The sequence below is a fragment of the Pseudovibrio sp. W74 genome (genome assembly GCF_001623085.1).
Classification (GTDB): domain Bacteria; phylum Pseudomonadota; class Alphaproteobacteria; order Rhizobiales; family Stappiaceae; genus Pseudovibrio.
Genome location: NZ_LMCJ01000046.1, coordinates 194,606 through 197,678 on the forward strand (window position 1 = coordinate 194,606; position 3,073 = coordinate 197,678).

Below are 3,073 nucleotides of genomic sequence, written 5' to 3' on the forward strand. Positions count from 1 at the left end.
TCGGCCTTTACCGCAGTTTCATCCACGTGGACGGACGTGGCACCAACGCCACCTGGGACAACTCCTAACGGCCACACCTCACTCATAAAAGGAACCTCTTTGATGCAACGGATTACATCCCTTGCAATGGGCCTGTGCGCCCTTTGCTTTGCCGCCCTGAGTTTTGCCAGTACTGCACTGGCTGCTGACGATGGCAGTTACACCATCGACCTTGCGCCACTGGCAGAGGCTGTGATGCCCACGCTCATCGCTCTGCTGGGCGCGCTTGTCTCGGCAGCTCTGGCATGGGCGGCGCGATTACTGCACCGATACCTGGGTGTATCGCTGGATGAACGTCACCGCAAAACTCTGGAGGAGATTGTCGTTTCCAAACTGCGGCAGATGCTGACAGATGCCTATGAGGGCAACCGGGCCTCCATGCGCATCCACTCTCGGTCCCAGCTTGTGGCCGAGGTTGCGGGTTATGCCACCAGAAAAGCCCCCGACGCCATTCGTCATTTCAAGCTGCAGCCGGATGATCTGGCCGAGTTTGTCTCTGGACGTGTGGGGCCCCGAACCTTGCAGAAAATCCAGCAGGGCGATCGCGCGACCGGGCAGGGCAGCACATGAGCCAGCTGCTGCGTGTCTTCCTCAAAGCCGTGGTCGAAGCGCTCTTCAGCCGTCTTGACCAGAAGCGTGCCCAAACCCGCGCCGATCGGCTCAATAAGACGGAGGAGCATCATGACTTTGAGCAGCGGGCCAGAGAGGCAGAGGCTGCGGCCCATCGCGAGCTGCTGGATGATAGCCCTGATGATGTGCCTGAGCGCCTGCGCAAGCACGGGCTCTGATCCGTCCCCGCCAACACAGCCCGCTGGGTATGACTGGCGCTTTCCCACTCCAACGCTCCACCCCTACAGCCTGACGTACTCCGCCGCTGTGGCTCAGGAGCTGGAAACCCTGCCGCGGCATGCAAAGCTGCGGCAGATCACAGCGCACTATCAGGCCCTGCGACGGGCTGTGTGCGTCATCGATACATGGCAGCAACCGGCCTGCCAAGCCTTAAGAGGTCACCATGAAACATCTTCTGACAGCAATTCTGTGCCTGACGATCTGGGCGAGCGCGGAGCAGGGGCTGGCCAAGAGCCGGACGCTGCCCGGGCCCTACACCGCCAGGACAATCAAAGTCATTGATGCCGATACGCTGCGCGTGTTTGTGGAGGTCTGGCCCATGGACTTCAAACGCGTGGATGTGCGGTTGGAGGGCATTGATACGCCGGAAAAGCGCAGCACCGGCTGCACCGCGCTCTATGGCGGCAAAGCGGCGAATGTGCCGGCGCATATCAAGACCCATGAGAAGCAACTGGGCCTTAAAGCAACCGAGTTTGTGAAGGCCCATGTAAAGCCGGATGACACCTTGCTGCTGACCGGGGTAAAGCTTGGCAAATATGCGGGCCGCGCCGTGGGCAAACTGGCCCTGAGTGATGGGCGGGATCTGGGAGCACTGCTCATCCAAAACGGCCATGCGGTGACTTACGACGGCGGCACCAAAGCAGCGCCGTGGTGTCTGGAAAACTAAGTCCGGCACAGGAAAAGACGCTTCAACCCGGCCTCACACGATGCCGGGTTTTCTTTTGTTTTGAGGAGAGGGCTGCATGATCACCCGTAACGAGATTTCTACCGCCGCAGCCTTAGGCTCTGCCTGGATCGCCAACATCTGGGAGGGCTACGCAGAACCGCTCCTGCAGGCCGCAATAATTCTGCTGACCGTGCTCGGTGCCGCCTTCGTGGTCTGGCTGCGGTTTCTGGATATTCAGCTCAAGCGCAAGCAACTGCGGGAGAAGAACTAGCTCATCAGCTAGACTGGGGCTTAGGCTGGATGGCCAATGTTTGCGTGTTTGCTGGACGCACCGGTCCACACGATTGGTGGCGGAAGCACGGGCGCTTTTCCGGGGAGGAACACCTCTGAAGTCAAAAGGGCCTCAAGAGCGTTGAAGCCTTTGCGCAGGTCGCCACCATCCAGATAGGTCTGCTTGACCTGTTCGGATGACTTATCGGGTAGGAACTGGGCGACGTTATCGAAGTAGTCCTGCTGCTCCATCCACTCGATCTTGTAGTTTGGATCTTTCATCTTCTGCTGCACATCGTAAAGATGATCCAGCTCCTTTTGCGCAGTGTCTACGTGGAGTTGATAGACGGCACGGTCCTCTGGAGTTTGTGCCTGCGCCAGATTGCTCTGAGCTTTTACCAGACGCTCATAATCCTGCTTGATCCATCTGGGCATCATGTCCTGCATCGCCTGATAATGTGCTGTGGCTCCATCAAGATACTTCATGTTTTTGTCGAAGCCGTCTTGTGTGGATTTGATCCAGCTGTCTCGCACGTCGGGACGTTCCATCCACTCTTCAAAGGTGACAAGAGGTACATGCACCTGCTGACCGTTCTCGATGGAAAAGCCATTGCTAAAATATTGACTTAAGTGATCAATTTGCATTCCGCCTCCGCAATAAAACTGGGGCATCTGAATGAAATGATGCCGGAAGAAATCTTGTGTCACTCTGAAAAATAACGTGCATTACTCTTGCATGTGCAGGGGCGTTCCCAAAGCGCAGTTTCTAGCTTACCAACAACCCTAGATATTATCAAAATCGATTTACAACCATATTTTCTCATGCATATATGAGTTCTGCATTCGTAATTGTTTTATATATGGTGTCCTAAATGACCAATTCTACTCCTTTGGCGTTCGATGTTGATACAGGGGGAAGTGAAGATTTCTCTCTTAAGATTATTCCTGTCATCTACGATAACGACACTTCAGATACTCACATCTTTACCGTTGATACTGCCGGTACTGTTGGTTCAGTTACCATAAATGATGACGGCACGTTTTCTTACAATCCGGTCGGCCATTTTGAATATCTGGCCGCAAATGAAATTGCTGAGGATATCTTTACTTACACAGTAACCGACAGTAACGGTGCCAGTGCGACAGCCACCGTTACTGTGAAGATCGTTGGCCAGAATGACGGGCCTATCACCTACTCCGTTACAGCTAGTACCGACGAGGGCTCCTCGGTTACTCTTTCGCCGAACT

The 3,073-nt window shown here is 55.0% G+C and carries 6 protein-coding genes; 5 read left to right on the plus strand and 1 reads right to left on the minus strand.

What is annotated here, in order from left to right; all coding sequences use genetic code 11:
* The 4 genes from PsW74_RS28965 to PsW74_RS21245 form a co-directional block, all read left to right on the plus strand.
* The coding region (locus PsW74_RS28965; RefSeq protein WP_206599949.1) for a hypothetical protein at positions 1-609 on the plus strand (609 nt) is incomplete at its 5' end.
* Positions 606-827 (plus strand): hypothetical protein, encoded by a 222-nt coding sequence (locus PsW74_RS21235; protein ID WP_063288281.1) that lies wholly within the window; start codon positions 606-608, stop codon positions 825-827. The genes PsW74_RS28965 and PsW74_RS21235, both read left to right, overlap by 4 nt.
* A 224-nt stretch (positions 828-1,051) precedes the next feature.
* Positions 1,052-1,555: a thermonuclease family protein gene (locus tag PsW74_RS21240; RefSeq protein WP_063288282.1), complete on the plus strand. Its 504-nt coding sequence runs from the start codon at positions 1,052-1,054 to the stop codon at positions 1,553-1,555.
* A gap of 76 nt (positions 1,556-1,631) precedes the next feature.
* On the plus strand, positions 1,632-1,826 hold the full coding sequence (locus PsW74_RS21245; protein WP_063288283.1) for a hypothetical protein: 195 nt from the start codon (positions 1,632-1,634) through the stop codon (positions 1,824-1,826).
* Positions 1,827-1,846: 20 nt separating this feature from the next.
* Here the strand turns inward: PsW74_RS21245 and PsW74_RS21250 are convergent, their stop codons facing one another.
* Positions 1,847-2,470, minus strand: coding sequence for a hypothetical protein (locus PsW74_RS21250; protein WP_063288284.1), 624 nt, complete (start codon positions 2,468-2,470; stop codon positions 1,847-1,849).
* A gap of 227 nt (positions 2,471-2,697) precedes the next feature.
* Between PsW74_RS21250 and PsW74_RS28480 the strand changes: the two genes are divergently transcribed.
* Positions 2,698-3,073, plus strand: a 376-nt coding sequence (locus PsW74_RS28480) for a VCBS domain-containing protein (protein ID WP_193777975.1), incomplete at its 3' end; no start/stop codon positions are given.

What these genes read in the sequence shown, in the direction of transcription:
- PsW74_RS21235 (WP_063288281.1), top strand. Translation starts at nt 606, where the DNA reads ATGAGCCAGCTGCTGCGTGTCTTCCTCAAAGCCGTGGTCGAAGCGCTC.
- PsW74_RS21240 (WP_063288282.1), top strand. Translation starts at nt 1,052, where the DNA reads ATGAAACATCTTCTGACAGCAATTCTGTGCCTGACGATCTGGGCGAGC.
- PsW74_RS21245 (WP_063288283.1), top strand. Translation starts at nt 1,632, where the DNA reads ATGATCACCCGTAACGAGATTTCTACCGCCGCAGCCTTAGGCTCTGCC.
- PsW74_RS21250 (WP_063288284.1), bottom strand. Translation starts at nt 2,470, where the DNA reads ATGCAAATTGATCACTTAAGTCAATATTTTAGCAATGGCTTTTCCATC.